We start from the raw sequence: 26191 nt of genomic DNA on the forward strand, positions 1-26191 counted from the left end.
GTTCAGGCGGGGCCGGCCAGATCACCGGGCCGGTCGACGTCCCGGCCGCTGCCGAGGTCGCCGCACTCGATCAGGGTGAGGTCGCCGCGGGTGGCGAGCCAGTCGCGGGCACCGCGGTCACCCCGGGCCGCGTCCGCGACGTCCCGCCACCACCGGCGGCCGAGCAGAACGGGGTGGCCGGGGACGCCGTCGTAGGCCGCGCGGGCGACGGTTTCGGGGGTGGCGTGGGCGGCGACGCGGGCGAGGACTTCGGGGCCGACCCACGGGAGGTCGACGAGGTGGACCAGCGCGGCGGCGGGGTGGCCGGTGCTTTCGAGGGCGGTCTCGACGGCGGTCTCGAGCGCGGTCAGGCCGGCGCGGAGGGAGGCGCCCATGCCGGTCGCCCAGTCCTCGGCGGTGACGGCTTGGGCGGGGTCGGGCAGGAGGGCCCGGACCTGCTCGGCGGCGGCCCCGACGACGACCCGGACGGGGTGGCACCCGGCGGCGGTGAGGGAGCGGAGAGCGCGGAGGACGAGGGGATCGCCGTCGAGTGGGACGAGGGCTTTCGGGCCCCCGTAGCGCCGCCCGGCGCCGGCGGCGAGCAGAAGACCGGCGACGGGCGGCTCAGCCACGGGCGCTCTGCGGAGCTCCGACCGCCAGGTCCGCTTCGATGGCGCGGGCGGTCTCCAGCAGTGGGGGGACCAGGTCCTTCCGCACCGACTCCGCCGTGGTGCGGCTTGCGTGGGTCGACAGGTTCACCGCCGCCACGACCCTGCCCGTGCGGCCGCGGATCGGGGCGGCCACCGAGCGGAGGCCCTCCTCCAGTTCCTGGTCCACCATCGCCCAGCCCTGGTCGGCCACCTTGACCAGCTCCGTGCGGAGGTGCGCCGGGGCCGTCACCGTGTGGTCCGTCAGGCGGTCCAGGCTGGCCACCTCGAAGTACTGCTCAAGCTCCGCCTCGGTGAGGCCGGCGAGCAGGACGTGGCCCATCGACGTCGCGTGCGCCGGGAAGCGGGTGCCCACGTTGATGCTCACCGTCATGATGCGCGAGACCGCCACCCGCGCCACGTACACGATCTCCGTGCCCTCCAGCACCGACACCGAGCTCGACTCGCGCACGCGCGCGGACAGGTGCTCCAGGTGCGGCTGCGCCACCTCCGGCAGCGTCATGCTCGACAGGTACGCGTACCCCAGCTCCAGCACCCGGGCCGTCAGCGAGAAGTACTTGCCGTCCGTGCGGACGTAGCCGAGGTCGGTGAGCGTCAGGAGGAACCTCCGCGCCGCCGCGCGGGTGAGGCCGGTGGCGCGGGCGACGTCGCTCAGCGTCAGCTCGGCCGCGCCCGCGTGGAAGGCCTTGATCACGGCCAGCCCGCGTTCCAGCGACTGCACGTGGTGGGCACCACGGTGCGCCGGCTCGCTGTCCAGCCGGACGTCGAACCCGGGCCTCGTCACGTCCATGTCCGGCACCCTATCCGGCGTCGGCGGGCCGGGCGCTCGGCTCGCCGAGCTCGGCCAGGGTGCGCTGGGCGATGGCGAACGCCGCGTTCGCCGCCGGCGCCCCCGCGTAGACCGCCGTGTGCAGCAGGACCTCGCTGATCTCCGCCGCCGTCAGGCCGTTGCGGACCGCCGCCCGGACGTGCATCGCCAGCTCGTTGTGCGCCTGCAACGCCGTGAGCGCCGCCAGCGTCACGCAGCTGCGCGTGCGGCGGTCCAGGCCGTCGCGGGCCCACACCGAACCCCACGCGCCTTCGGTGATGTAGTCCTGGAACGGGCGGCTGAACTCCGTGGTGCCCGCGACCGCGCGGTCGACGTGCTCGTCGCCGAGCACCTCGCGCCGCACCTTCATGCCCTGCTCGTGGCGGTCCGTCACGCTCGCTCCAAGTGGTTCAGGATCAGCCGGGTGAACTCCGCCGGCCGCTCGTAGCTGCCCAGGTGCGCGGCGTCCGCCACGACCTCCAGCCGCGCGCCGGGAACGCCCTCGGCGATCGGCCGGGCGTGCTCGGCCGGCGAGGTGGCCGGGTCGTCCGCGCCCGCGATGACCAGGGTGGGCGCGGTGATCTTCGGCAGCAGCTCCAGCAGGTCCATCCGCTCGATCGCGCCGCAGCAGGCCGCGTAGCCCTCGGCCGGGACCGCCGCGATCATCGCCCGCAGGAACTCGGCCCGGTCCGGGTGCCGCTCGCGGTACCCGGGAGTCAGCCAGCGTTGCACCCCCGCCTCGGCCACCGCCGCGGTGCCCTCCGCGCGGACCGTCCGGGCCCGCTCCGCCCACATCGACGGCGGCCCGAGCTTCGCGGACGTGCAGCACAGCACCAGGCTCGCGATGCGGTCCGGCGCGTGGCCGCCGAGCCACATGCCGGTCATGCCGCCGAGCGACAGGCCCACGTGGTGCGCCCGTTCGACGCCGAGCTCGTCCAGCAGCGCGAGGACGTCGGCACCCAGGTCTTCGAGCTCGTAGGGACCCGGCGGGACCGGTGACGCGCCGTGCCCGCGCGTGTCGTACCGGACCACCCGGAACCCGCGCTCCACCAGCGGCGCGACCTGGGGTTCCCACATCCGCAGGTCGCTGCCGAGCGACCCGCCGAACACGACCACCGGCCCGTCGCCGGGACCGGCCACGACCCGGTGCAGCTTCACGGCGCTCACGGCGTCACACCCGGAAGAAGACGGTCTCGCCGTCCCCTTGCAGCCGCACGTCGAAGCGGTAGCCGTCTTCGGTCTTCGCCGCGATCAGCGTGCCGCGCCGCTCCTGGGGGACCGTGGCCAGCACCGGGTCGCCGGAGTTGTCCTGGTCCTCGAAGTAGATCCGCGTGACGACCCGGTTGAGCAGGCCGCGCGCGAACACCGAGACGTCGATGTGCCGGGCCTGCGTGGTGCCGCCTTCGCCGGGGACCACGCCCGGGAGCAGGGTGAGGATGCCGTAGGTGCCGTCGGTCTCCGTCGGGCAGCGGCCGAAGCCGCGGAACTCGCCGTTCGCCGCGCCGCGCGGGTCGTCCGGGTGGCGGAAGCCGCCTTCGGGGTCGGCCTGCCAGGTCTCGATCATGGCGTCCGGGACCGGGTCGCCGTTGCCGTCGCGGACGGTGCCGCGAATCCAGAACGCGCCGGGGGTGCCCTCGGGCACGACGTACGGGCCGTCGGGCCAGGGCAGCCCGATCGACAGGTACGGGCCGACGGTCTGCGAGGGGGTGGGCAGCAGCTTGGTCATTCGTCCTCGTCCTCTTCCTCTTCGAAGACCGACGCGTCGCGCCCGCGCAGCACGATGTCGAACTGGAACCCGAGCGCCCACTCGGCCTGCGTGATGTCGTGGTCGTAGCGCGAGACCATCCGCTGCCGGGCCTTCTCGTCCGGGATCGAGTTGAAGATCGGGTCCTGGGAGAACAGCGGGTCGTCCGGGAAGTACATCTGGGTGACCAGCCGCTGGGTGAACGCCGAACCGAACACCGAGAAGTGGATGTGCGCCGGGCGCCAGGCGTTGTCGTGGTTCTTCCACGGGTACGCGCCGGGCTTGATGGTGGTGAAGGTGTAGCGGCCGTCGCTGTCGGTGAGGGTGCGGCCGACGCCGTCGAAGTTCGGGTCGAGCGGGGACGGCCAGCGGTCGCCGGTGTGCCGGTAGCGGCCGCCCGCGTTCGCCTGCCAGATCTCGACGAGGGAGTCGCGCACCGGACGGCCGTCGCCGTCGAGCAGCCGCCCGGTGACGATGATGCGCTGGCCCTGCGGTTCGCCGGCGTGCTGCCGGGTGAGGTCGTTGTCGTGCTCGCCGAGGCGGCCGGGGCCGAGCAGCGGGCCGGTGACCTCGGTCAGCATCTGCGGGAGCAGGACGAGATCCTGCTTCGGGTGCCGCAGCGCCGTGGAGCGGTAGCCGCTGGAGTCGAGGGGCGGGTGGCTGCCTTCGGGGTCTTCCCCGTAGCGCGGCAGCCTGAATTCGGTCGGAGTGGCCACGTTTCTCTCCTTTACCGGCCTTCGAGGACGACGGCGAGGCCCTGGCCGACGCCGATGCAGATGGCGGCGAGGCCCCAGCCACCGCCGCGACGGTGCAGGTCGTGCGCCAGGGTGCCGAGGATCCGGCCGCCGGACGCGCCGAGCGGGTGCCCGATGGCGATGGCGCCGCCGTGGGTGTTGACGATCTCCGGGTCGAGGTTCTTCCAGTCGCGCAGGCACGCCAGCGACTGTGCGGCGAAGGCCTCGTTGAGCTCGACCGCGGCCAGGTCGTCCCAGCCGATGCCGGCGCGCTCGAGGGCGATCTCGGCCGCGCGCACCGGGCCGATGCCGAACACGTCCGGGTCGACGCCCGCCGCGCCGCGGCCGGCGATCCGGGCGAGCGGGGCCTTGTTCAGGCGGCTCGCGGCGGCTTCGTCGCCGAGGAGGAGGGCCGAGGCGCCGTCGTTGAGCGGAGAGGCGTTGCCCGCCGTGACAGTGCCGTTTTCCTTGCGGAAGACGGGCTTCAGCTTGGCGAGCTTCTCGGGGCTGGAGTCCGGGCGGATGCCTTCGTCGCGGGCGAGGTCGACGCCCTCGACGGGGACGACCAGGTCGTCGTAGAAGCCCTCGTCCCACGCCTTGGCGGCGGTGACGTGGCTGCGGGCGGCGAAGGCGTCTTGCTCGTCGCGGCCGATGCCGTAGCGCTCGGCGAGTTGTTCGGTGGACTCGCCGAGGGAGATCGTCCACCGCGACGGCATCGCCGGGTTGACCATGCGCCAGCCGAGGGCGGTGTTGTACAGGGTCTGGTTGCCCGCGGGGAAGGCCTTCTCGGGCTTGGGCATGACCAGGGGCGAGCGGGTCATGGACTCGACGCCGCCGGCGACGACGAGGGAGGCGTCGCCGGTCTGGATCGCGCGGCCGGCCTGGATGGCGGCGTCGAGGCCGGAGCCGCAGAGGCGGTTGACCGTGCTGCCGGGGACGGTGGTGGGCCAGCCGGCGAGGAGGACGGCCATGCGGGCGACGTTGCGGTTGTCCTCGCCCGCGCCGTTGGCGTCGCCGAGGGTGACTTCGTCCACTGTGGACGGGTCGAGGTCGTTGCGGGCCTGGAGGGCTTTGAGGACGGTCGCGGCGAGGTCGTCGGGGCGGACGCCGGCCAGTGCGCCGCCGTAGCGGCCGAACGGGGTGCGGATCGCGTCGAGGATGTAGACGTCGGTCATGCGCTTGCCTTCTCCAGGTCTCGCAGGAGGGTCAGCTCCTGCGCCGTGGGGGCCGGGGTGGTCTCGAGGTCGTCGGACACCTTCAGTTTCCACCCCGTGGCCGCGATGGCGCTGTCGAGGTCCACGCCGGGGTGCAGCTGCGTCAACGTCAGCTCCGCCGTCTCCGGGTCGGGGCGCAGCAGGCCGAGGTCCGTCACCACCAGCGTGGGGCCGCGGCCGGGGAGGCCGAGCTTCTCCCGGTCGCCCTTGCCTGCTCCGTGGCCGAACGATGTCACGAAGTCCACCTTCTCCACGAATGCCCGGGGGTTCTGGCGCAGGACGATGAACACCTCGCCGCACGAGGCCGCGATCTCCGGGGCTCCGCCCGCTCCCGGGAGGCGCACCTTCGGGTCGTGGTAGTCCGAGCCGATCACCGTGGTGTTGATGTTGCCGAACTTGTCCAGCTGGGCCGCGCCGAGGAAGCCGACGTCGATGCGGCCCGGCTGGAGCCAGTAGTTGAACACCTCCGGGACGCTGATCACCGCGTCCGCCGTGTCGGCCAGCTCGCCGTCGCCGATGGACAGGGGCAGACGGGACGGCTTGGCGCCCAGGCAGCCGGACTCGTAGATCAGCGTCAGGTTCGGCGCGTGTGCCCTGCGGGCGAGGTTCGCCGCCTTGCTCGGGAGGCCGATGCCGACGAAACACGACATGCCGTCGCCGAGGGCTCGGGCCGCCGCGACGCTCATCATCTCGTCGGCCGTGTACTCCGCGCTCATGCCTTCACCCCGGTCAGCTCGTTCAGCCACTTCGTGAACTCTTCGCGATCGCGGCCGACCTCGTCCCACGCCTGGTACGCCGCGTTGTCCCGCTCGTAGTAGCCCGCCGCGTACGACGGCTTCGCGCCGCCCGGGACCTCGGCCACCGCCGTGACCACCCAGGCCGGGAGGACCACCGCGCCGGGGCGGGGCGCCAGCTCGTCGACGATCTCCTCGACCGTCACGATCGAGCGCTTCGCGGCGAGGACCGCCTCCTTCTGCACGCCGGTGATGCCCCACATCTGCACGTTGCCGGCGCGGTCGGCGCGCTGGGCGTGGACGATCGTGACGTCCGGGTTCAGCGCCGGGACCGCCGTGAGCTTCTCGCCGGTGAACGGGCAGGTGATCGGCTTGATCGTGGCGGTCTGCGCCGGGAGATCGGTGCCGGTGTAGCCGCGCAGCACCGCGAACGGCAGGCCGGACGCGCCGGCCACGTACCGGTTCGCCATGCCGGCGTGGCTGTGTTCCTCGATCTCCAGTGGCACCGGCCAGTCGTGCTGGACGGCGTCGCGGAAGCGGTGCAGGGAGCCGACACCCGGGTTGCCGCCCCAGGAAAAGATCAGCTTGCGCGCGCAGCCCGCGCCGATGAGCTGGTCGTACACGATGTCGGGGGTCATCCGCACCAGCGTGAGATCCCGGCGGCCTTGCCGGATGATCTCGTGCCCGGCCGCGACCGGGATGAGGTGCGTGAAGCCCTCGAGCGCGACCGTGTCGCCGTCGTGCACCAGCCGGGCCACGGCCTCCTCCAGCGACAGCAGCTCCGCCATCACACCCTCCGAACTGTTCGCATTACGCACACTCGTTCTGCCAGCGAACATAGCACGGCGACCCGGGGCCCGGCCAGACGTCTTCCACCCAATGGATGACGCTCGCGCAGTTCAGCCGATCCGGACCAGCCGCGAGCCGTGCGGCGGGACGGCGGCGGCCGTCCACGAGCCCCGGAACCGCCCGAGGTCCTTCCGCGCGACCAGGTCACGCACCGGCCGCGCCCCGGGAATCCCCAGGTCCACCGTGATGTCCGCGGGCGTCGCCCCCAGGTTGTAGACAGCCGCGTACCACCGGCCGTCCGGCGCACGCTTCTTCCACACCTGGAGGTCCCCGCCGCGGACCCGGGTCGGGTACGTGCCGGCGTGGTCGACCGCGATGACCTCGGGATTCGTCAGGATCGAGACCGCGGAAGCGTCCAGGAAGTAAATGTCCCCGCCGACGTACAGCGGCGAAGAAGCCATGGACCAGAACGTCATCACGCTCTGCCGCTCGACGTCGGAGATCCCGTCCTGGATGCCGCTGCCGGTGTTGTTGCTGATCGGCATCGAGTCGAGGTCCGGCCGGTACTGCGGCCCGAACACACCGAGCCAGTCCGGCAGGTCCGCCCACCGCGCCTTCACCGAGCTGTCCCAGGTGGACACCGTCTCGCAGTAGCACTCGATGTCCGTGTCGACGCGCACGCCGTTGGCGTAGGGGGACAGGGCGGGCCCGATGGACCGCGGCACCGGCCACGCGCTCGCCGTCAGCCACATCGGCCGCCGCGAACGGTCGATGGCCGCCGACCACGCCGCGATGTCCGCGACGTTGTCCGCGGTCGTCCCGTCGACCTTGACGAAGTCGACGCCCCACGCAGCAAAGCGCGCCACGATCGAGTCGTAGTACTTCTGCGCGCACGGGTTCGTGAAGTCGACCTTCCAGTTGCCGCCCCAGCCGTTCGACGGCGTCAGCGGCCGGTACGCGATGTCCTGCGCGCGGCACGACGTCCCGAGGATCGGCGCGTTCTTGTCGTAGACCTCCTTCTCGAGGCCGGTAACGGCGTACAGGCCCAGCTTCAGCCCGAGAGAATGCACGTACGAGGCCAACGCCGGGATCCCGGACGGGAACCGCGCCGGATCGGGGTCGGGGATGCCGTTGACGTCGGTGTGGAAGACCCAGGACTGCGAAGCGTTCCAGCCGGAGTCGATGTTGACGTAGGTGTAGCCGGCCGGCTTGAGCTTCGAAGCCATGGCCGAAGCCGCGTCACGGATGTGCGACTCGTTCAGCCACGAAGTGCCGTACCCCGCGCGAGTCGACGACTCGAGGCTCCAGCTGCTCCAGCCCATGAACGGCTTGACGAACGGCGTGCGCGCCTCGGCGACCGACACCAGAAGGGACGAAAGACCCAGAACAGCACCAAGAACGGAAAGGAAGCGTTTCACGGACACTCCTCCAGAGGGGGTTACTCCTTGAGCCCGCTCGCCGCGATTCCGCTGACGATGAACCGCTGCGCGACCAGGAACATCGCGACCAGCGGCGCGATGGTGACCAGGGCACCGGCGAACAGCGCCGGCAGGTTGACCGACTGCGCGGTCAGGAACGTCGAGAGCGCGATCTGCGCCGTCCACGACGACGGGTCCTGCCCGATGACCAGCGGCCACAGGAACGCGTTCCAGCTTTCGATGAACATCAGCGCCCCGAGCGAGGCGATCATGCTCCCGGAGTTGGGCAGCACCAGACGCCGGTAGACGCCGAGGTAACCGAGCCCGTCGAGCCGCCCGGCCTCCTCGATCTCGGCCGGGAACCGCAGGTAGAAATTGCGGAACAGGATGACGGTGAACGCGCTGAACAGGTTCGGCGCGATGATGCCCCACTCGGTGTTGACCCCGCCCAGCGAGCCGACGACGACGAACGTGGGCACGAACGTCACCGACTGCGGGATCATCAGCGTGACCAGCACGTAGGTGAACACCGCACGGCGGCCCGGGACGTCGATCCGGGCCAGCGCGTAGCCCGCCATCGAGCCGAAGAGCGTCCCGACCGGCGCGGTGATTCCCGCGACCAGGAACGAGTTCCACAACGAGTGCGCCATCGGCACCGACGCGTCGGCGAACAGGTCACCGAAGTTCACCCACGAGAGCGGGTCCGGCAACCACGACCAGTCCGGCGAGCCGACCTGCTGCCGCGTCATGAGCGCGTTGCGCAGCATGATGTAGAACGGCAGCAGGAAGATCACCGCGAGCACCGAAGCCAGGACGTACTTCGGCACCTTCCGCGAAACCGGGAGAACGGCCATCAGTCCTTCTTCCCGAAGCCGACGAACCGGCCCTGCAGCAGGGTGATCACGACGATGATCACCGTCAGCACGAACGCCCCCGCCGAGCCGACGCCGTAGTTCTGGTCGCCGAGCGCGGAGTCGTAGAGGTACACCAGCGGCGGCTTCACCGGCGCGGTCGCCGTGCCGGAAAGCCCGGTGCCGAACAGGTTGTAGAACTCGTCGAACGCCTGGAACGCGGCGATGAGAATGAGCAGCAGCACCGCCACCGACGTGTTCCGCAGCTGCGGCAGCGTGATGTACCGGAAGGCCTGCCACTTCGTCGTGCCGTCCAGCTCGCCGGCTTCGTACAGCGACGGGGAGATCGCCTGCAGCCCGGCCAGGAACAGGATCATGTACAGCCCGACCTGCAGCCACAGCCGCAGCGTCACGACCGCGACCCAGTACACCGGCGGGCTCGTCGTCGACAGCCACGGCACCGGGTCGGCGCCGAACAGCCCGCCGGCGACGTTCGCGACACCGGACGGCAACCCGTTGAACAGCGCCATCTTCCACACCAGCGCCGCGACGACGTACGACACCGCGGCCGGGATCAGGAACACCGTCCGGAAGAACGCCTTGCCGCGCCTGATGCTGTTGATCAGCACCGCGAGACCGAGCGAAGCCACGAAGGTGATCGGCACGATGAAGACCGTGAAAACCGCGATCGTAGACAACGATGTCAGGAACGCGTCGTCGCCCAGCAGGAACGCGTAGTTGCCGAAGCCGATCCAGTTCCCGAGCGTGATGGTGCCGCGGGCGTCGTTGAAGCTGAGCAGGAAGCTCCAGCCGATGGCGACGTACTTGAACAGCCCCAGCCCGAGCACCACCGGCCCGGTGAGCGTCGCGAACGCGCCGATCGCCTGCCAGTCGCGACGCTTCATGCCAGCTGCTTGTCGACTTCGGCCTGCGCCTTCTTCGCCGCGTCGGCCAGCTCTGCGGCCGGGTCGGCCTGCCCGTTCGCGATCTTCGTCGCGGCCTGCAGGAACAACGTCGCCGACGCCTTGTTCCACAGGCCCGAGTAGGACTTGCCGAACTGCTGCGAGATCGTCACGGCGTCCTTCGCCGGACCGCTGGAGAACTCGGTGGTCTGCGCCGCGACCGGCTTGCGAGCCGGGATGTGGAAGCCGTACTTGACGCACCAGTCCTTCTGCAGGTCGGCGTTCCTGATCCACAGCCAGTCGATGTACTTCTTGACGGCATCGAGGTTCGGCGACTTCGCGTTGGCCAGCTGGTACCAGCCGCCGACCCGCGCGACCTGCTTGCCCGCGTCCCCGAACTTCGGCCACGCGACGACGCCGAAGTCGTCGCCCAGTGCCTTCTTGATGTCCGGCAGCGACCACAGGCCGCCCCACTGCATCGCGGTGGCGCCGTTCGCGAACGCGCCCGGGTCGGACCAGTCGGTCGGGTAGCCCTGGAGCAGGCCGCCGGTGTCGTGCAGCTGCTTGAGGCCGCCGATCGCGGCAACCGCCTCGGGCGAGGCGAACGCGACCTTCTTGCCGCTCGCGTCGAAGAAGTCCCCGCCGGACGACCAGAGCAGCAGCGTCGCCGCTTCGCCGACGCCGTCGGTGCCGACGTACAGGCCCTTCTGCTTGCCGTTGTTCAGCTTCCGGGTGGCTTCGAGCAGCTCGGCGAACGTCTGCGGCGGCCGGACGCCGGCGGCCTGCAGCGCGCTCTTGCGGTAGTACAGCATCATGACGTCGTCGATCATCTTGACGCCGTAGACCTTGCCGTCGACGGTCACGGTGTCCAGCGCGGCCGGGCTGAAATCGGCCTTGACGGGGTTGACAACGTCGTCAAGCGGCGCGAGCAGGCCGTTCTTGACGTTCTGGTACCGGAAGTCGCCCAGCTCGAACAGGTCCGGCGCCTGCGCGGTGAGCATTGCCGAGTTGAGCTTGGTCTCGTAGTCGCCGGCGATCCAGCTGACGTTGATCGCGATGTCCGGGTTGGCCTTGGTGAACTCCTGCGCGTACCGCTGGACCGCCTGCTGCGTCCCGGCTTCGCCGTACGCGTGGTACCACTGCTGCAGCGTGACCTTCGCGCCGGAAGCGGCGTTTTTCTTCAACGGGTCCGAGGTGCAGCCCGCGAGGGCCGCTCCCGCGGTGAAGAGGACGGACCCGACCAGGAAGCTTCGGCGATTCATGGGGGACTCCTTAGACGCTCTCGGCGACGAAAAGACTTTGGATGGCGACGGCGGCCGCGCCCCGCGCCCACTCCTCGAACGGCAGCGGCCGGATCACCAGGCCGCACCGGGCGGCACTGCCGAACGCCTGGACCGCGAAGGTCCGGCGGATCTGCTCCTCGAACAGGTCGTAGGTGGCGACGCCCTCGCCCGAGACGACCACCCGTTCCGGGCCGAACAGGTTGACCAGCGCGGCCAGCCCCAGCCCGATCGCGTGGCCCGCGGCGGCGAAGACCTCCCGCAGCGGCTCGTCGCCGCCACGAGCACGGGTCACGGCGTCGTCCATCGACAGCCCGGGTTCGCCGGTGACCTGCCGGGCACGGGTCAGGATGGCTTCGGTGGACGCGATCGCCTCGACGCAGCCGCGTCCGCCGCAGTGGCACGGCGGCCCGCCGTCGGCGACCGGGACGTGGCCGATTTCGCCGGCGACGCCGTGCGCGCCGCGGACCAGGTCGCCGTTGACCACGAGCGCGCTGCCGATGCCGGTCCCCACCGTGACCAGTGCGAACGACGACGCCCCGACCCCTTCCCCGAACCACTGCTCGGCGACGGCGAGGGCCTTGACGTCGTTTTCGAGCGTCACGGTCAGCCCCGTCGCGTCTTCCAGGAGGGAGGCCAAGGGGACGTCCCGCCAGCCGAGGAACGGGGAGTACCGGACGACGCCGGACGCTCGGTCGACGTCGCCGGACACCGCGACTCCCAGGCAGTAGGCGCGCTCGCGGAGGCTCCCGGTCAGCAGCTCCCCGACGAGGTCGGCCAGCGCGCGGACGACGTGGTCGACGTCATGGCCGGTCAACGCGTGGTGGGCGCTGGCCCGGACGTCGGCGCGCAGGTCGGTGACCACGCCGATCAGGTCGTCGCCGGTGATCTTGACGCCGACGAAGTACTCGCGGTCCGGCCGGATCGCGAGGGGGTTCGCCGGGCGGCCGGCACCGGGGGCCGTGCGGCCGCCGGAGGCGAGTTCCTCGAGGTAGCCGGCCTCGATGAAGGGCCGGGCCGCCTTGGTGACCGCGGCGGAGGAGAGCCCCGTCCGGCGGGCGACGTCGACGCGCGACACCGGCCCTTCGGTCAGGACCGTGGTGAACACGGTCGCCGCCGCGGGGCTGGTGATCGGCGCCCTTGCCGGTGCACTGCGAGGCATGGCCGGAAGAGTAGGGAGATTTAATTAACTTCGTCAAGAATTTATTTTTGCGCTGGTCAGCTCTACGCTGTCGGTCATGTCGCTCGTCGAACACGACCCCGCGCGCCGGCTCTGGCTGCTGCGCACCCCCGAGAGCTCGTACGCCTTCCGGCTGGACGCCGACGACCGCCCGCGGCACGTCCACTGGGGCCCGCCGCTGACGCTGGACCAGGTCACGCAGGTCGCCGCGCGCCGCAACCCGGCCGACAGCAGCTTCGACGAGCCCGGCGACGAGCGGCAGGAGCTCCCGGCCGAGGGCGGCGCGTTCTTCGGCGTCGCCGCGCTGGCCGTGCGGTACGCCGACGGCACTTCGGCCCTCGAGTGGCGCTACGACGGCTTCGCGCTCGAAGGTGACACGCTCGTCGTGCGGCTCGCGGACCGGCACTACCCCCTCGAACTGGCCCTGCGCTACCGCGTCCGCGGCGACGTCGTCGAGCGCTGGACGTCGCTGCGGCACACCGGTTCCGATGAGCCGATCGCCTTGCTGCGCACGGATTCCGCGTCGTGGACACTCCCCCGGCGCGACGGCGCGCGGCTGAGCCACACCACCGGCGCGTGGAACGGCGAGTACCGCGTGCTGCGGGAACCGGTACCGGTCGGCGAAACCACGCTCACCAGCCGTCGCGGCGCCTCCAGCCACCAGGTCAACCCGTGGGTCATGCTCGACGCGGGCGACGCGACGGAGACGTCCGGCGAGGTCTGGAGCAGTGCGCTGGCGTGGAGCGGGAGCTGGCGGATCACGGTGGAACGCACGCACACCGGCCGCGTCACGTGGACCGGCGGGTTCGGGCACGACCACGTCAGCTGGCTGCTGCGGCCGGGCGAGACGTGGGAAACGCCGGTGTTCGCCGGGCTCTACGCGGCCGACGGCTTCGGCGGCACCAGCCGGCGGTGGCACGCCTACGTCCGCGAGTTCGTCCAGCCGCACCCCGGCGAGCTGCGGCCGATCGTCTACAACTCCTGGGAGGCGACCGGCTGGGACGTCGACGAGCGAACCGAGACCGAGCTGGCCGCCGCGGCCGCCCGGCTGGGCGCGGAACTGTTCGTCATGGACGACGGCTGGTTCGGCGCCCGCACCGGCGATGCGGCCGGGCTCGGTGACTGGATCGCCAACGAGCAGCGCTTCCCGCGTGGGCTGGGGCCGCTGGTCGACGCCGTCCACGCGCACGGCATGCGGTTCGGGCTGTGGGTCGAGCCGGAGATGGTCAACCCGGACAGCGACCTCTACCACGCGCACCCGGACTGGGTGCTGCACATGGCGAACCGGTCCCGGACGACGTTGCGCAACCAGCTGGTGCTGAACTTCGCGCGGCCGGATGTCGCGGACTGGGCGCACAAGTGGCTCGACCGGCTGGTCGGCGAGCACGGCATCGACTACCTCAAGTGGGACATGAACCGCGCGTTCACCGAGGCGGGCTGGCCCGAGGCGGAGCCGGACGCGCAGCGGCTGTGGGTCGATCACATCCGGGCGGTGTACGCGATCCTGGACCGGCTGCGCACCGACCACCCGCACCTGCGGATCCAGGGCTGCGCGGGCGGCGGCGGGCGCACCGACCTGGGGATTCTCGCGCGCACCGACGAGATCTGGGCGTCGGACAACACCGACGCCGCCGACCGGATAGGCATCCAGCACGGCTACGGCCAGATCTATCCGGCGGGCACGATGTCGGCCTGGGTGACCGACAGCCCGAACCCGGCCACGCGGCGGGAGGCGCCGCTGAGCTTCCGGTTCCACGTGGCGATGGCCGGTGTGCTCGGCCTCGGCGGCGACCTGCCGCGCTGGACGGCGGACGAACTCGCCGAAGCGGCGTCGCTCGTGGCGCTGTACAAGGAGATCCGGCCCGTCGTGCAGCACGGCACGCTGTACCGCCTGGCGGATCCGGCGGTCTCGGCGCTGACGGCCGTGCAGTACGTGCTCGGCGATTCCGCCGTCGTCTTCTTCTGGCGGCGGCCCACCGAGTTCGCGCGGCCGTTCACGCCGCCGCGGCTCGCGGGGCTGGATCCGGCGGGACGGTACCGCGATCAGGACGGCGTCGTGCACCACGGCGCGGTGCTGCTGAGCCACGGGCTGGACGTCGGTTTTCCCGGCAGCGGGTACGCGAGCGCGGTGGTGCGGCTGACGCGCGTGGGCTGAATTGTCGGTACCGTGCCCTAGGCTGTCGTCGTGGCCAAGATCGCGGTGACCCGATGGATTCCCGACGACGCGGTGAAGCTCCTCGCCGAGGCAGGCGATGTGGAGGTCTCCCCCGCCGATCGTCCGCTGGCGCCCGCGGAACTGCACGAGTTCGTCCGCGGCGCGTCGGCCGTGGTCGGGATGCTGCACGACCGGCTCGACGGCGCGCTGGCCGACGCCGCCGGCCCGCGGCTGAAGGTGGTGGCGAACGTCGCCGTCGGGTACGACAACGTCGACGTCCCGGCGCTGGCTTCCCGCGGCGTCGTCGTCACGAACACCCCGGGCGTGCTCACCGACGCCACCGCCGACCTCGCCTTCGGCCTGCTGCTCGCCGTCACGCGGCGGCTCGGCGAGGGCGAACGGCTGCTGCGTTCGCGCACGCCGTGGTCGTTCCACCTCGGCTTCCTGCTCGGCTCCGGGCTGCAGGGCAAGACGCTGGGCATCGTCGGCTTCGGGCAGATCGGCCGGGCGATGGCCCGCCGGGCTTCGGCGTTCGGGATGTCCGTCGTCTACTCCGGACGGTCCAAAAAGGACACGGACGCCGAGTACGTGTCGTTCGAGGAGCTGCTGGCGCGTTCGGACGTCGTCTCGCTGCACTGCCCGCTGACGCCCGAGACGCGGCACCTGGTCGACGCCGATGCGTTGCGGGCCATGAAACGCGGCGCGTACCTGGTGAACACGACCCGCGGCCCGGTCGTCGACGAAGCCGCGCTGGCCGACGCACTGAAAGCCGGGGAGATCGCCGGCGCCGCGCTCGACGTGTTCGAGAAGGAGCCCGAGGTCGAACCGCGGCTGCTCGGCCGGGACGACGTCGTGCTCAGCCCGCACCTGGGTTCGGCGACGGTCGAGACCCGCACCGCGATGGCCGTGCTGGCCGCGCGCAACGTCGCGGCGGTGCTCGCCGGGCGTCCCCCGCTGACGGAGGTGAAGCCGTGACCCGTGTCGTCATCGCGCCCGACAAGTTCAAGGGCAGTCTCACCGCGGTCGAGGCCGCGGAGGCCATCGCGCTCGGCGTGCGCGATGCCCTGCCGGACGCGGAAATCGTCACCTGCCCGGTCGCCGACGGTGGCGAAGGCACGCTGGACGTCCTGGAGGCGGCGGGCGCGCGGATCGTGCGGATGACGGTTCGCGGGCCGCTCGACGAGCCGGTCCAGGCGCGGTACGCGGTGCTGGACGGCACCGCGTATATCGAATCCGCGCGGGCGTGCGGGATCGAATTCGTCGAACCGTCGCCGGCGGTGGCGTTGGCCGCGCACACGTGGGGCGTCGGCGAGCTGCTGGCGGACGCGTTGGTGCACGGCGCGAAACGGCTCGTGCTCACGGTCGGCGGCACCGCCAGCACCGACGGCGGCGCGGGAATGCTCGGGGCGCTGGGTGCCGGTGTGCTCGACGCGTTCGGCGCGCCGGTCGGCCTGGGCGGCGGGACGCTGGCGCGCGTGGCGTCGACGGAGCTGGCGCCGGTGCGCGAGCGGCTGGACGGCGTGCGCGTGGCGGTCGCGACCGACGTGACGAACCCGCTGCTGGGCCCGGACGGCGCGGCGGCGGTGTTCGGGCCACAGAAGGGCGCGGGGCCGGCGGAGGTGGCGCTGCTCGACGACGCGCTGGGGCGGTGGGCGCACGCACTGCAGGTGGGCGGCGCACCGGACGTCACGCGGGTGCCGGGCTCGGGCGCGGGCGGCGGCGTGGCGGCGGCGGCGATCGCCCTGGGCGCGTCGGTCGAGTCCGGGTTCGATCTGATCGCGGCGCTGACCGGGGTCGATGAGGCCCTGGCGGGCGCGGATCTGGTGATCACGGGCGAGGGATCGCTCGACGAGCAGAGCCTGAACGGCAAGGCCCCGGCGGGCATCGCCGACCGGGCGCGGCCGCGCGGGGTGCCGTTGCTGGCGCTGGCGGGCCGGATCCAGCTGGACGCGGCGGGGTTGGCGCGGCTGGGGGTGGTGGGAAGCAGCGCGTTGATCGACCACGCGCCTTCGCTCGATCACGCCCGGAGTCACGCGGCGGAGTTGCTGCGGGAACGAGCGGCGGAACTGGTGCGCGCCTGGCGAGCCCGCTAGGAGACGCCCGCGAACGAACGGACCTTCCGCACCCCGATGAGCGAAAGGCCCGTCCGCCGCGGTCAGCTCGTGTGCTGGGGCAGCACGGCGAACGCCACTCCGCCGGCTTCGTCCTCCTGGACGTCGAGCACCTTGTCGTCCAGCAGCGCCGCCGCTTGGGGCTCGAGGAACACCTTCGGTCCCTCCTCCGCCCCCAGCACGCTGTCGCCCTCCGCCGGCTCGGGGGCCACCGACAGCGCCAGCTGGGCGCTCTCGCCGTCGGCGTTCTGGACCGCCAGGCGCAGTCCGGCTTCGCCCTCGCCCTGGCTCGTCAGCGCGGTGATCGCCTCGGCGGCGGCTTCGGTCACGGTCAGCATTTTTCGGCCTTCCCTTCGTCGCGGTCCGATGTTTTCCCCACGCTAGGGGCGTCCGAACGGACGTGCAGTCTGAGCGGATCAGCCCTGCCGCGCCGCGCGAATGGCGTCCGCCACCGATTCGCCCGCGTAGTCCGTCGTCTCGCGGCGGCCCTGGTTCGAATGGCGGCGGGGCACCGTGTCCTCCGGCACCACCGGCTCGAAGTCCGGCGGGGCGTCCTCGATCGTCTCGTCGAGCTCCGCCGCCGGCGTGGCCGCGAGCGGGCGCTCGGGGACCGGCTCCGGCTCGGCGTCGGGGACTTCTTCGGCCAGGCGCTGGTCCATCGGCTCGCCTTCGCGAATCTCCCGCGGCGTCGTCCCGTAGCGGTTCGCCGCGCTCCAGTGCTCGGGTGGCTCGACACCCTCTTCGAGCGCGTCCACGCGCAGCTCGTCCTCGTCCAGCGCCTCGCTGGGGCTCAGGCTCTGCGGTTCGGCCGAGTCGCGGTCACTCACTGGCCCTCCTGGCACAGGGTTGGTCATCGGGAACATCTCGTCGCCGGTGACCTACCCCGGGCGGCGGGGCGACGAAACCTCGCGGTGTCGCAGGGATCACATGGTTTAACACATTCACAAGTTTGTGAATGCAGGGTAGGTTGGGATCATGGCCACCCCCAGGTGGGCACCGGGGCACCGGCTGCTCGCCACCGACCCGGACCGGCACCACGAGCTCGGCACGCACGCCGCGTGGTACGTCGTGGCCGGTGTAGTGACAACCGGCGTCCAGGCCGTTTTGTTCCTGCTGCTGCGCGACGAGCTCGGCTCCCAGGTGGCGAACCTCGTCGCGATCGCGCTGACCACGATCGGCAACACCGAGTTCCACCGCCGCGTCACCTTCGCCGGACGGCCCAGCAACGCCGGGAAGCGGCACCTGCAGGATCTGATCACCTTCGCCTTCTACGCCCTGTACGGCTCGGCCGTGCTGGCGCTGCTCGACGCCTTCGTCGAGCGGCCGACGTCGTGGGAGGAAACCGGCACGCTGCTGCTGGCCAGCCTGATCGGTGGGTTCGTGCGGTTCGCCGTGCTGCGCTGGTGGGTTTTCGCGCACCGCACCGAACCGGCCGCGGCCGCCCACACCGGCTAGCGTCTGCGGACGTGGCCTCGGACGACATCAAGCGGGACGACATCAAGCCCCACTCGGGCGGCACCGAACCGGACTACCGCTTCACGCTGGCCAACGAGCGCACCTTCCTCGCCTGGCTCCGCACCGCCCTCGGCCTCCTGGCCGGCGGCGTGGCCGTGCACCAGCTGGTGCCCGCGCCGGCCGCGGCGAGCGCGGTGCTCGCCGGGCTGTGCGTCGCGCTCGCCGCGATCCTCGCCGCGACCGCGTACCCGCGGTGGCGGCGGGTGCAGATCGCCATGCGGGCCGGGGAACCACTGCCCCGCAGCTGGATGATCCTCGCGCTCACCGGCGGGCTGCTCGCGCTCATCGTCGCCGCGGCCGTGCTGCTGGTGCTCTCGTGAGTGACACGGAAGGCAGCGGACAGTGACGGCCGGGAAAACCGCCGCGCATTCCCGGCGAGCCGGCCGGACCGACGCCCCGGAACGACACCACGGGACGCGAATACCGCCGGTTCGCGATTATCGTGACGGCAGAAATACCGTCATGCCGCCGCGGGACCGGTCGTGACCGCCCCGGACGGCGCTCAGGCCGAGCGCACCGGGCTCGCCTGGCGGCGGACCGCACTGGCGTCGGCTGCCTGCACGGTACTGCTCCTGCACTCCGCCGCCCAGCGCCATTGGGGTGGCACGCTGATCCCCGTTTTGCTCGCCGCGAGCACGTCTGCCCTGCTGGCGGCTATCGGAATGCGCCGCGAACGGGCCTTGCGCGCCGCCGAACCGGGGCCGCCGAGCCGTGCACTGCCCGCTGTCGCGTCGCTCGCCGTGACCGTGACGGCCGCGTCCGTGGTCATCTTCCACTGACGAGTGAACTCGGCACATCCTGAAACCGATTAATCGCAATGTGCGGGGATGGGTCGCGGGAACATCACGGTCGATACTGCTAACGGGGTATTGGTCGTTGAAATCTGGACTGACCCGCCTGGAGGTGCTTACGATTACCCAGCGTCGCACGGACCGCAGATCCGCCCCGATCCACCGGAGCATCTGCGATGGATCAGTTACGGAGTGTTGAACCCCCGGCAGCGACGGTCGAGGGTCGGCCGGGGAGACGACCATGACAGCACCGCCGAGGACCACCGAAGAATCCGCGTCCAGCCTCCGCGATTATCGCACTCCCGAGTCCATGCCCCGCCCGGGCGGCCGGCTCACCAAGGAGGACCTCGACCCCCTCGTCAAGGACGCGGGCGAGGGCAACCCGGCGGCGATCCACTCGCTGCTGCAGATGATCGAGCCGGTGGTGGTCCGCTACTGCCGCGCGCGCATGGGCGGCCGCGACCTCTCCTACCTGTCGGCCGACGACGTCGCCCAGGAAGTCTGCCTCGCCGTGCTCAAGGCGCTGCCCGACTACCAGGACCGCGGCGGCTCCTTCCTCTACCTGGTCCACGCGATCGCGGCCAACAAGGTCGCCGACGCCTACCGCGCCGTCGCCCGCGACCGCTCCGAGCCCGTCCCCGAGCTCCCGGAGCGCCCGCTGATCTCCGGCAACGAACCCGAAAGCCACGCGCTGCACCTCGACCTCGGTGCCCGGCTCGGCCGGCTGCTCGCCTCCCTCCCCCGGGTGCAGCAGGAGATCCTGACCCTGCGCATTGCCGTCGGCTTCTCGGCCACCGAAACCGCCGAAGCGCTCGGGATCTCCCCGGGCAACGTCCGCGTGACGCAGCACCGCGCCCTCACCCGGCTGCGCGGCATGATCCGCGACGAAGAGTTCTGACAGACCACATCGCGGGCGGGCGGGGAGGCCTTTTACCCCCTGGAGGAGGTGTCCCCGCCCGCATCCAGCCCGTACGTCGCGCGGGCGTTGTGCTCGAAGACGGCCAGGCGCTCGGCGTCCGACAGCGAGCCCGTCAGGGCGATCGCCGTGTCGAGGACCACCTCGTAGGACGCCGCCAGCTCGCAGACCGGCCAGTCCGAGCCGAACAGCAGCCGCCGCGGGCCGAACACGTCCAGCACGTGGTCGACGTACCGGCGCAGGTGCCCGACCTCCCAGCCCCGCCAGTCGGCTTCGGTGACCAGCCCGGACAGCTTGCACACGACGTTCTCGCGCGCCGCCAGCGCGGCCACGCCGGACGCCCACGGCTCCCACTCCCCCGCCGCGATCGGGGGCTTCGCCGCGTGGTCGAGGACCAGGCGCAGCTGGGGCAGGCGCAACGCCAGCTCGGTCGCCGCCGGCAGCTGCGCGGGCCGGACCAGCAGGTCGAACGCCAGCCCCGCCGCCGCCACCGTGCTCAGCCCGGCCACCACCTCGGGCCGCAGCAGCCAGTCGTCGTCCGGCTCGCCCTCCACCTGGTGCCGGATGCCGACGAGCGGGCCGTCGAGCGCGGCCAGCCGGTCGGCGACGTCCGGAGCGGTGAGGTCCACCCAGCCGACCACGCCCGCGACGACCGGCTCCGCGGCCGCCGTCGCGAGGAATTCCACCGTCTCCTCTTCCGACGACACCGTCTGGACGAGGACGGTCGCGTGCACGCCCGCCGCCTTCGTCACCGCGCGCAGGTCGCCGGCCGTGTACGGGCGGCGGATCGGGTCCATGGCCGGGCCCGCCAGCCACGGGTACTCGCGCCGCGACGGGTCCCACAGGTGGTGGTGCGCGTCGATCACGAGACTCCTTCGGCGATGACGACGTCGGCGCGCAGCAGGCCCGCGTCGACCAGGTCGGTCCACAGGGCAGACGGCACGACCGCCCGGGCGCGCCGCGCGTTCACGGTGACCTGGTCCGGATCGTGCGCGCCGACGACCACCGACACAACCGCGGGATGCGCCATCGGCAGCGCCAGCGCCGCCTCCGGCAGCTCGACGCCGTGCCGCGCGCAGATCTCCGCGATCCGGCCGGCCCGCTCGACCAGCTCCACCGGCGCTTCGGCGTAGTCGTAGACGCGGCCCGGCCGGGCCGTCGCCAGGATGCCGCCGTTGAACGCGCCCCCGGCCACCACGCGGACGTCCCGCTCGGCGCAGAGCGGGAACAGCTCGTCCAGCGCGGGCTGGTCGAGCAGCGTGTAGCGGCCGGCCACCAGCAGGACGTCCAGGTCGGTGCGGCGGACGAACTCGGCCAGCATCGGCGCCTGGTTCATGCCGGCCCCGAACGCGCGGATCACGCCCTGCTCCCGCAGCTCGCGCAACGCCGGGAACGCCCCCGACAGCGCCTCCTCGAAGTGGTCGTCGGGGTCGTGGACGTAGACGATGTCGACACGGTCGAGCCCGAGCCGCGTCAGGCTGTCGTCGAGGGACCGCAGGACGCCGTCACGGCTGAAGTCCCATCGGCGCTTGTACGCGGCCGGGACGGCGAAGCCCTGGTCGTCGCGGGCGCCGGCACCCTCCGGGTTCGGCTCCAGCACGCGGCCGACCTTCGTCGAGAGCACGTACTCGTCGCGCGGGTACCCGCGCAGCGCGGCGCCGAGGCGGTGCTCCGAAAGGCCGAGGCCGTAGTGGGGCGCGGTGTCGAAGTAGCGGACGCCCTCGTCCCACGCGCGCCGGACGGTCGCGGCCGCGGTCTCGTCGCTGATCGCGTGGTAGAGGTTGCCCAGCTGCGCGCAGCCGAGCCCCAGCGGGGACAGGGAGAGTTCCAACGCGGTCACTCCTTCACCGGCACCATTGCCGTGCAGTCGTCGACTTCGAGGACGTGGCAGAGGGCGAGTCCGTTACGCCCGTGCTCCGGCGAGCCACCCGTTGCGGTGCGCGCTGGTGGGTCATCGCCCCTCCCGCGCCGGGACATGGCACGCTGGGGAGCACCACCGAAACATCCGAGGTCTGTTGCAGGGGAAGGCCGGCACGATGCCCGTCACCGATGTCGCGATCGACAAGATCAAGGACATGATCATCTCCGGCGAGCTGGCGCCGGGCGACCGGCTGCCGAAGGAGGCCGAACTGGCCCAGCGGCTCGGCCTTTCGCGCAGCTCCCTGCGCGAGGCCGTCAAGGCGTTGTGCCTGATCAGGGTCCTCGACGTCCGCCAGGGCGACGGCACGTACGTCACCAGCCTCGAGCCGAACCTGCTGCTCGACGCCATGACGTTCGTGGTCGACTTCCACCGCGACGACACCGTCCTGGACTTCCTGGCCGTGCGCCGGATCCTGGAACCCGCCGCGACCGCGCTGGCCGCGCTGCACATGAGCGACGACGACATCGCGGAGCTGGGCACGCTGCTCAGCGAGCTGGAGGACTCGCCGACCGTGGAGGCGCTGGTCGCCAACGACCTGCAGTTCCACCGCAAGATCGCCGACGGCTCCGGCAACCCGGTGCTCTGTTCGCTGCTCGACAGCCTCTCCGGGCCGACCGCCCGCGCCCGGATCTGGCGCGGCCTCACCCAGGAGGGCGCGGTCGCGAAGACCCGCGAACAGCACACGGCGATCTACGAGGCCATCGCCGCCCGCGAGCCGGAACTGGCCCGCTCGTGGGCGACCGTGCACGTCGCGGGCGTCGAGCAGTGGCTGCGCAACGCGCTGGGCACCGCGGACGACCCGACGGCTCCCGACCCGGACGCCGAACCCGCCGCCGAAGCCTCGTAGCACACCTACCTCCGGAACACGTCGGACCTTCACCGGGTGAGCGTCAGGTCTGTGGCTTCCCACCGGCGTACCGGGCGATGATCAGCGCGACCAGGATGATGGCGCCGTAGATCGCCCCCTGCCACTCCGCCGTCACGTGCGCGTAGTTGAGCAGGCTGGACACCGACGACAGCAGCAGGACGCCGGTGAGGGCGCCGACCAGGGTGCCCTTGCCGCCGTCGAGGGAGACGCCGCCGATCACCGCCGCCGCGAACACCTGCAGGATCATCCCGGAGCCCTGGTTCGCGCCCAGCGCGCCGACGTAACCCGTGTACGCGAGCCCGCCGATCGCCGCCAGAATCCCGGCGACGACGAACACCGCCCACGCGATCCGGTCGACGCGCACCCCCGCCGCCCGCGCGGCCTCGCGGTTGCCGCCGATCGCGTACAGCGCGCGGCCGACGCGGTGGTAGCGCAGCACCCAGCCGGCGATCGCGAACAGCGCCGCGGCCAGCCACACCGACATCGGCAGGCCGAGAAACGTCGTCGTCGCCAGGTTGGTGAACTCCTCCGGCAGGTTGAACAGCGTCTTGCCCTTGGTCGAGCCGACCTGCACGCCGCGCAGCACGGTGAGCATGGCGAGGGTGACGATGAAGGCGTTCAGCTTCAGCTTCACGATCAGGAAGCCATTGACGAACCCGACGAGCGCGCCGCACAGCGGGATCACCAGCAGCCCGGCCGCGGCGGGCAGCTCCATGCCGAAGCCCGCCGACGCCGCCGGGAGCACGACCATCGCGCCGAGTGCCGGCGCCAGGCCCATCGTGGATTCCAGCGACAGGTCGAACTTCCCGGTGATCAGCACCAGCGACTCGCCGAGCACGACCAGCGACAGCGCGGCCGACGCGGTCAGGATGCTGACGATGTTGCTCCAGCCGACGAAGGTGTCGTCGACCAGGCCGCCGATCACGAACACGACGACCAGGGCGGGCAAGAGCGCCAGTTCACGCAGCCAGACGGCTTTGCGGCGCCGGGGTGGCGCGGGCAGTTGCGTCTGGGGAGAGACCATCACGTCGGTCACGAAAGCTCGACTCCTTCGATGTCGGCCACGAGGTCGCCGTCGGACCACCCGGCCTGGTGTTCGGCGACGACGGCCCCGGCACGCAGCACCAGGACGCGGTCGCTCAGGCGCAGGTCGTCCAGCTCGTCGCTGACGATCAGCACCGCCTTGCCCTCGGCGCGCACCCGGTCGACGACCGCGAGCAGCGCCTCCTTCGACTTCACGTCCACGCCGGCGGTCGGGTTGATCAGCACGACCACCCGCGGATCGCTGAGCAACGCCCGCGCCAGCACGACTTTCTGCTGGTTGCCGCCCGACAGGTCCGACACCGGCTGGTCGGCGCCCGCGGCCACGATGTCGTAGTCCTTCAGCGCCTGGGCCGCCTTCGCGTACCGCGTCGCCGGGGACGCGATCCCGCCGCGGCCCAGCTTGTCCAAAATGGACATCGTCGCGTTGTCCGCGATCGAGTGTTCCAGGACCAGGCCTTCGTGGTGCCGGTCGCGCGGGACGCACCCGATGCCCGCCCGCAGCGCCGCCGGGATGTCACCCGGCCGCAGCGGCGAGCCGTCGACGCGGACCGTGCCCGCGGACGGCGTCCGCAGGCCGTAGACCGTCTCGGCGACCTGGTGCTTGCCGCTGGCGTTGCTGCCCGCGAGCCCGACGACCTCGCCGCGGCGCAGCCGGAACGAGACGTCGCGGAAGCCGGCACCGGAGAGCCCGGCCACCGAAAGGATCTCGGCGGCGTCCGCTTCCAGGGACTCCCGGGAAGCGGCGTCACGGACCGACAGGCCGCCCGGCTCGCCGGTCATCGCGTCGACCAGCTGGGCCTTGCCGACCTCGGACACCGGCGCGGTGAGCACGTGCTTCGCGTCGCGCAGCACGGTCACCGCCTGGCAGACCTCGTACACCTCGTGCAGGTGGTGCGAGATGAACAGGAACGTCACCCCGCCCGCCTGCATCTGGCGCATCCGGTCGAAGAGCCGCTCGATGGCCTGGCTGTCGAGCTGCGCGGTCGGCTCGTCGAGGACGATGAACCGGGCGCCGTAGGACAGCGCGCGGGCGATCTCGACGAACTGCCGGTCCTCGACCGACAGGTCGCCGGCCGGGGTGTCGACGTCGACGTGCACGTCCCACGAGTCGAGCAGCTCGCGAGCCTTGCGCCGCAACGACTTCCAGCCGATCGAAAAGCCCCCGCCCGACTGCCGGTTGAGGAACAGGTTCTCGGCCACGGTCAGCTGCGGGACGACCATCGCGTGCTGGTACACGCAGGCGACGCGCGCCTTCCATTCGTCCTGTTTGGACAATGGCGGGGCCGGCTCGCCGCCGAACTCGACGTGCCCGGTGTCCGTGGCGGACAGGCCGGTGAGGATGGAGACGAGCGTCGACTTGCCGGCCCCGTTGCGCCCGACGAGCGCGTGCGACTCGCCGGCGTGCACGGTGAGGCTGACGTCGTGCAGCGCCACGGTCGGGCCGTAGCGCTTCCCGACGCCGCGGGCGCTGACCACCCCGCTGGCGGACGGCACTGTCACAGGTTGTTCCCCCAGAGGGCCTTGTCGTCCACGTTGTCCTTGGTGATGACGGGCGCGGGCAGCTGGTCCTCGAGGATGCCGGGGCGGATTTCCACGATCGTGCTGCCGTGGTCGGTCGGCCCGGCCTTGAACGTTTCGCCCGCCATGGCCTTCTTCAGCCAGTACAGGCCGTACTTCGCGTAGGCGTCGGCCGGCTGGGACACGGTGGCGTCCAGCTCGCCGGCGCGGATGGCGGCCAGCTCCTGCGGAATGCCGTCGTTGGACACGAGCACGACGTGCTTCGGGTCCCCGACCGGGAAGAACAGGTTCTTGCGCTTGAGGGCCTGCAGGGTCGGCGCGAGGTAGACGCCGCCGGCCTGCATGTAGACGCCCTTGATGTCCGGGTTCGCGGTCAGCATGCTGTCCAGGCCGGAGGACGCCTTGTCGGCCTTCCACTCGGCCGGGATCTCCAGCACCTGGACGCCGGGGTACTTCGCCTTCATGCAGTCGCGGAAGGCCTCCGAGCGGTCGCGGCCGTTGACCGAGGCCAGGTCGCCCATGATCTGCACGACCTTGCCGGACTTGACCTTCTCGCCGATCGCTTCGCAGGCCTTGGTGCCGTAGGCCTTGTTGTCGGCCCGCACGACCATGGCGACCTTGCCGCCTTCGGGGGCGACGTCGACCGCGACGACCGGCACGCCCTTGTTCTCCGCCTGCTTGAGTCCGGCGACGATGGCCGCGGAGTCCAGCGGCGTCACGACCAGGCCCTTGACGCCCTGGTTGAGGAAGGTGCCGATGTCGGTGATCAGCTTCGCGGGGTCGCTGTCGGCGTTGACCGTCGGGAGGACGTCGACGCCCTCTTCCTGGGCCATCTTGGGCACGTAGTTGTTGTAGGCCTGCCAGAACGGCGAGGTCAGCAGGGGCAGCGTCGCGCCGACCTTGCCGCCGGCGCCGCCACCCGCCGCGGGCGCCGACGCGTTGTCCTTCGTCGACCCGCAGGCGGCCAGTAGCAGACCGCAGGCGGCGACGGCGGCCACCTTGATCACCTTCGTACGCACAGCATCCTCCTTGATGACGGCGGGGAATCAAG

Annotated in this window: 29 protein-coding genes; 8 read left to right on the forward strand and 21 right to left on the reverse strand. The window is 71.7% G+C overall.

Annotated elements, in window-relative coordinates:
* Nucleotides 1-2: 2 nt before the first annotated feature.
* The 14 genes from I4Q55_RS12030 to I4Q55_RS12095 form a co-directional block, all read right to left on the reverse strand.
* A complete protein-coding gene (locus I4Q55_RS12030; protein ID WP_206787188.1) occupies nt 3-611 on the reverse strand; it encodes an NTP transferase domain-containing protein in 609 nt (202 codons plus the stop codon).
* Entirely contained in the window at nt 604-1437 is an 834-nt protein-coding gene (locus I4Q55_RS12035) for an IclR family transcriptional regulator C-terminal domain-containing protein (RefSeq protein ID WP_206787189.1), read from the reverse strand. The genes I4Q55_RS12030 and I4Q55_RS12035 overlap by 8 nt, the downstream gene beginning before the upstream one ends.
* 10 nt (nt 1438-1447) lie before the next feature.
* On the reverse strand, nt 1448-1849 hold the full coding sequence (gene pcaC / locus I4Q55_RS12040) for a 4-carboxymuconolactone decarboxylase (RefSeq protein ID WP_206787190.1): 402 nt from the start codon (nt 1847-1849) through the stop codon (nt 1448-1450).
* Nucleotides 1846-2622 carry a 3-oxoadipate enol-lactonase gene (gene pcaD / locus I4Q55_RS12045; protein WP_206787192.1) on the reverse strand — a complete coding sequence of 259 codons (777 nt, stop codon included), beginning with the start codon at nt 2620-2622 and terminating at the stop codon, nt 1846-1848. Before pcaD ends, pcaC begins: the two co-directional genes overlap by 4 nt.
* Before the next feature lie 4 nt (nt 2623-2626).
* Entirely contained in the window at nt 2627-3181 is a 555-nt protein-coding gene (gene pcaG, locus I4Q55_RS12050; RefSeq protein ID WP_206787194.1) for a protocatechuate 3,4-dioxygenase subunit alpha, read from the reverse strand.
* Entirely contained in the window at nt 3178-3915 is a 738-nt protein-coding gene (gene pcaH / locus I4Q55_RS12055; RefSeq protein ID WP_206787195.1) for a protocatechuate 3,4-dioxygenase subunit beta, read from the reverse strand. The genes pcaG and pcaH overlap by 4 nt, the downstream gene beginning before the upstream one ends.
* 11 nt (nt 3916-3926) lie before the next feature.
* Nucleotides 3927-5108, reverse strand: coding sequence for a thiolase family protein (locus tag I4Q55_RS12060; protein ID WP_206787197.1), 1182 nt, complete (start codon nt 5106-5108; stop codon nt 3927-3929).
* Nucleotides 5105-5863, reverse strand: a complete 759-nt coding sequence (locus I4Q55_RS12065; protein WP_206787206.1) for a CoA-transferase subunit beta — start codon at nt 5861-5863, stop codon at nt 5105-5107. Before I4Q55_RS12065 ends, I4Q55_RS12060 begins: the two co-directional genes overlap by 4 nt.
* Nucleotides 5860-6669, reverse strand: coding sequence for a CoA transferase subunit A (locus I4Q55_RS12070; RefSeq protein ID WP_206787208.1), 810 nt, complete (start codon nt 6667-6669; stop codon nt 5860-5862). The genes I4Q55_RS12065 and I4Q55_RS12070 overlap by 4 nt, the downstream gene beginning before the upstream one ends.
* 111 nt (nt 6670-6780) lie before the next feature.
* Complete coding sequence (locus I4Q55_RS12075) at nt 6781-8034, reverse strand: glycoside hydrolase family 27 protein (protein WP_307793186.1); 1254 nt, start codon at nt 8032-8034, stop codon at nt 6781-6783.
* Between the two features lie 74 nt (nt 8035-8108).
* Entirely contained in the window at nt 8109-8942 is an 834-nt protein-coding gene (locus tag I4Q55_RS12080; RefSeq protein ID WP_206787211.1) for a carbohydrate ABC transporter permease, read from the reverse strand.
* The gene (locus I4Q55_RS12085; protein ID WP_206787213.1) at nt 8942-9844 is read right to left on the reverse strand and encodes a carbohydrate ABC transporter permease; all 903 of its coding nucleotides are present in this window, start codon (nt 9842-9844) and stop codon (nt 8942-8944) included. The genes I4Q55_RS12080 and I4Q55_RS12085 overlap by 1 nt, the downstream gene beginning before the upstream one ends.
* Complete coding sequence (locus I4Q55_RS12090) at nt 9841-11103, reverse strand: ABC transporter substrate-binding protein (protein ID WP_206787215.1); 1263 nt, start codon at nt 11101-11103, stop codon at nt 9841-9843. Before I4Q55_RS12090 ends, I4Q55_RS12085 begins: the two co-directional genes overlap by 4 nt.
* Before the next feature lie 10 nt (nt 11104-11113).
* Complete coding sequence (locus tag I4Q55_RS12095) at nt 11114-12283, reverse strand: ROK family protein (protein WP_242545754.1); 1170 nt, start codon at nt 12281-12283, stop codon at nt 11114-11116.
* Between the two features lie 76 nt (nt 12284-12359).
* Between I4Q55_RS12095 and I4Q55_RS12100 the strand changes: the two genes are divergently transcribed.
* Genes I4Q55_RS12100 through I4Q55_RS12110 form a run of 3 tightly spaced genes read left to right on the forward strand, consistent with a single transcriptional unit; the run spans nt 12360 to nt 16549 of the window.
* A complete protein-coding gene (locus tag I4Q55_RS12100; protein WP_206787217.1) occupies nt 12360-14456 on the forward strand; it encodes an alpha-galactosidase in 2097 nt (698 codons plus the stop codon).
* A 30-nt stretch (nt 14457-14486) separates the two neighbouring features.
* Nucleotides 14487-15431 carry a D-glycerate dehydrogenase gene (locus I4Q55_RS12105; RefSeq protein WP_206787219.1) on the forward strand — a complete coding sequence of 315 codons (945 nt, stop codon included), beginning with the start codon at nt 14487-14489 and terminating at the stop codon, nt 15429-15431.
* Nucleotides 15428-16549 carry a glycerate kinase gene (locus I4Q55_RS12110; protein ID WP_206787221.1) on the forward strand — a complete coding sequence of 374 codons (1122 nt, stop codon included), beginning with the start codon at nt 15428-15430 and terminating at the stop codon, nt 16547-16549. Before I4Q55_RS12105 ends, I4Q55_RS12110 begins: the two co-directional genes overlap by 4 nt.
* Nucleotides 16550-16611: 62 nt before the next feature.
* Here the strand turns inward: I4Q55_RS12110 and I4Q55_RS12115 are convergent, their stop codons facing one another.
* Both I4Q55_RS12115 and I4Q55_RS12120 read right to left on the reverse strand, forming a co-directional pair.
* Complete coding sequence (locus I4Q55_RS12115; protein WP_003070074.1) at nt 16612-16905, reverse strand: iron-sulfur cluster biosynthesis family protein; 294 nt, start codon at nt 16903-16905, stop codon at nt 16612-16614.
* Between the two features lie 78 nt (nt 16906-16983).
* Nucleotides 16984-17394, reverse strand: a complete 411-nt coding sequence (locus I4Q55_RS12120) for a hypothetical protein (RefSeq protein ID WP_206787222.1) — start codon at nt 17392-17394, stop codon at nt 16984-16986.
* A 148-nt stretch (nt 17395-17542) separates the two neighbouring features.
* Between I4Q55_RS12120 and I4Q55_RS12125 the strand changes: the two genes are divergently transcribed.
* From I4Q55_RS12125 to shbA, 4 genes are all read left to right on the forward strand, one after another.
* On the forward strand, nt 17543-18022 hold the full coding sequence (locus I4Q55_RS12125; RefSeq protein ID WP_206787224.1) for a GtrA family protein: 480 nt from the start codon (nt 17543-17545) through the stop codon (nt 18020-18022).
* Between the two features lie 26 nt (nt 18023-18048).
* The gene (locus I4Q55_RS12130; RefSeq protein ID WP_206787458.1) at nt 18049-18402 is read left to right on the forward strand and encodes a DUF202 domain-containing protein; all 354 of its coding nucleotides are present in this window, start codon (nt 18049-18051) and stop codon (nt 18400-18402) included.
* 162 nt (nt 18403-18564) lie between these two features.
* On the forward strand, nt 18565-18861 hold the full coding sequence (locus tag I4Q55_RS12135; RefSeq protein ID WP_206787226.1) for a DUF202 domain-containing protein: 297 nt from the start codon (nt 18565-18567) through the stop codon (nt 18859-18861).
* Between the two features lie 322 nt (nt 18862-19183).
* Entirely contained in the window at nt 19184-19771 is a 588-nt protein-coding gene (shbA, locus tag I4Q55_RS12140) for an RNA polymerase sigma factor ShbA (RefSeq protein WP_206787466.1), read from the forward strand.
* 32 nt (nt 19772-19803) lie between these two features.
* On the opposite strand, the gene I4Q55_RS12145 is transcribed toward shbA, so the two are convergent.
* Entirely contained in the window at nt 19804-20655 is an 852-nt protein-coding gene (locus I4Q55_RS12145) for an amidohydrolase (RefSeq protein WP_206787228.1), read from the reverse strand.
* Nucleotides 20652-21620 (reverse strand): aldo/keto reductase, encoded by a 969-nt coding sequence (locus tag I4Q55_RS12150; protein ID WP_206787230.1) that lies wholly within the window; start codon nt 21618-21620, stop codon nt 20652-20654. The genes I4Q55_RS12145 and I4Q55_RS12150 overlap by 4 nt, the downstream gene beginning before the upstream one ends.
* 205 nt (nt 21621-21825) lie before the next feature.
* On the opposite strand from I4Q55_RS12150, the gene I4Q55_RS12155 reads away from it, so the two are divergent.
* Complete coding sequence (locus tag I4Q55_RS12155; protein ID WP_206787232.1) at nt 21826-22557, forward strand: FadR/GntR family transcriptional regulator; 732 nt, start codon at nt 21826-21828, stop codon at nt 22555-22557.
* A 43-nt stretch (nt 22558-22600) separates the two neighbouring features.
* Here I4Q55_RS12155 and I4Q55_RS12160 read toward each other — a convergent pair whose 3' ends face one another.
* Genes I4Q55_RS12160 through I4Q55_RS12170 form a run of 3 tightly spaced genes read right to left on the reverse strand, consistent with a single transcriptional unit; the run spans nt 22601 to nt 26159 of the window.
* Nucleotides 22601-23614, reverse strand: a complete 1014-nt coding sequence (locus I4Q55_RS12160) for an ABC transporter permease (RefSeq protein ID WP_206787234.1) — start codon at nt 23612-23614, stop codon at nt 22601-22603.
* Nucleotides 23611-25122 (reverse strand): sugar ABC transporter ATP-binding protein, encoded by a 1512-nt coding sequence (locus I4Q55_RS12165; protein WP_206787236.1) that lies wholly within the window; start codon nt 25120-25122, stop codon nt 23611-23613. Before I4Q55_RS12165 ends, I4Q55_RS12160 begins: the two co-directional genes overlap by 4 nt.
* Nucleotides 25119-26159, reverse strand: a complete 1041-nt coding sequence (locus I4Q55_RS12170; protein ID WP_307793187.1) for a sugar ABC transporter substrate-binding protein — start codon at nt 26157-26159, stop codon at nt 25119-25121. Before I4Q55_RS12170 ends, I4Q55_RS12165 begins: the two co-directional genes overlap by 4 nt.
* Nucleotides 26160-26191: the final 32 nt, after the last annotated feature.

It is taken from the genome of Amycolatopsis sp. MtRt-6 (genome assembly GCF_017308975.1).
Classification (GTDB): domain Bacteria; phylum Actinomycetota; class Actinomycetes; order Mycobacteriales; family Pseudonocardiaceae; genus Amycolatopsis.

Coding starts and splice junctions, on each gene's coding strand:
- I4Q55_RS12065 (WP_206787206.1), bottom strand. CDS start 5,863: ATGAGCGCGGAGTACACGGCCGACGAGATGATGAGCGTCGCGGCGGCC.
- I4Q55_RS12085 (WP_206787213.1), bottom strand. CDS start 9,844: ATGAAGCGTCGCGACTGGCAGGCGATCGGCGCGTTCGCGACGCTCACC.
- I4Q55_RS12155 (WP_206787232.1), top strand. CDS start 21,826: ATGCCCGTCACCGATGTCGCGATCGACAAGATCAAGGACATGATCATC.
- I4Q55_RS12035 (WP_206787189.1), bottom strand. CDS start 1,437: ATGGACGTGACGAGGCCCGGGTTCGACGTCCGGCTGGACAGCGAGCCG.
- shbA (WP_206787466.1), top strand. CDS start 19,184: ATGCCCCGCCCGGGCGGCCGGCTCACCAAGGAGGACCTCGACCCCCTC.
- I4Q55_RS12080 (WP_206787211.1), bottom strand. CDS start 8,942: ATGGCCGTTCTCCCGGTTTCGCGGAAGGTGCCGAAGTACGTCCTGGCT.
- I4Q55_RS12070 (WP_206787208.1), bottom strand. CDS start 6,669: ATGGCGGAGCTGCTGTCGCTGGAGGAGGCCGTGGCCCGGCTGGTGCAC.
- pcaG (WP_206787194.1), bottom strand. CDS start 3,181: ATGACCAAGCTGCTGCCCACCCCCTCGCAGACCGTCGGCCCGTACCTG.
- I4Q55_RS12060 (WP_206787197.1), bottom strand. CDS start 5,108: ATGACCGACGTCTACATCCTCGACGCGATCCGCACCCCGTTCGGCCGC.
- I4Q55_RS12095 (WP_242545754.1), bottom strand. CDS start 12,283: ATGCCTCGCAGTGCACCGGCAAGGGCGCCGATCACCAGCCCCGCGGCG.
- I4Q55_RS12125 (WP_206787224.1), top strand. CDS start 17,543: ATGGCCACCCCCAGGTGGGCACCGGGGCACCGGCTGCTCGCCACCGAC.
- I4Q55_RS12100 (WP_206787217.1), top strand. CDS start 12,360: ATGTCGCTCGTCGAACACGACCCCGCGCGCCGGCTCTGGCTGCTGCGC.
- I4Q55_RS12090 (WP_206787215.1), bottom strand. CDS start 11,103: ATGAATCGCCGAAGCTTCCTGGTCGGGTCCGTCCTCTTCACCGCGGGA.
- I4Q55_RS12115 (WP_003070074.1), bottom strand. CDS start 16,905: ATGCTGACCGTGACCGAAGCCGCCGCCGAGGCGATCACCGCGCTGACG.